This is a genomic window from Variovorax sp. Root473 (genome assembly GCF_001426505.1).
In the GTDB taxonomy this organism is placed as follows: domain Bacteria; phylum Pseudomonadota; class Gammaproteobacteria; order Burkholderiales; family Burkholderiaceae_C; genus Variovorax.
This window is the reverse complement of sequence record NZ_LMEV01000015.1, coordinates 167,415-167,742: the sequence shown is the minus strand read 5'-3', so window position 1 is coordinate 167,742 and position 328 is coordinate 167,415.

Sequence of the window (328 nt, the reverse complement as noted above, 5' to 3'; positions counted from 1 at the left end):
CGCGGGGTCTCGCAGAACTCGCCTTCGGCTCAAACAGCTGCGAGCCCTGATCCGCGAAACGCTCCGCTCCTCGGCGCAGCCAGAGGGGCTTTGATGCCGGGGCGGGCCGTCGCTGCGCTCGGCCTGGGAATTTCCAACAGCCGAAGCCTGCGTTTGTGCTCGTGCTCGTGGTGGTGGTTGTGGTCGCAGGCACATCCGCATCTGCATGAGCGCACACGCACGCGCTCATGCAAGGAGCAGCGCCATGACCAATCCCCGCCGCAGCAGGCGCGCAGCGCCTGCTGCGGCCCACTGGCCGAGCGAAGCGATGGCCCGTTGGTATCCCACC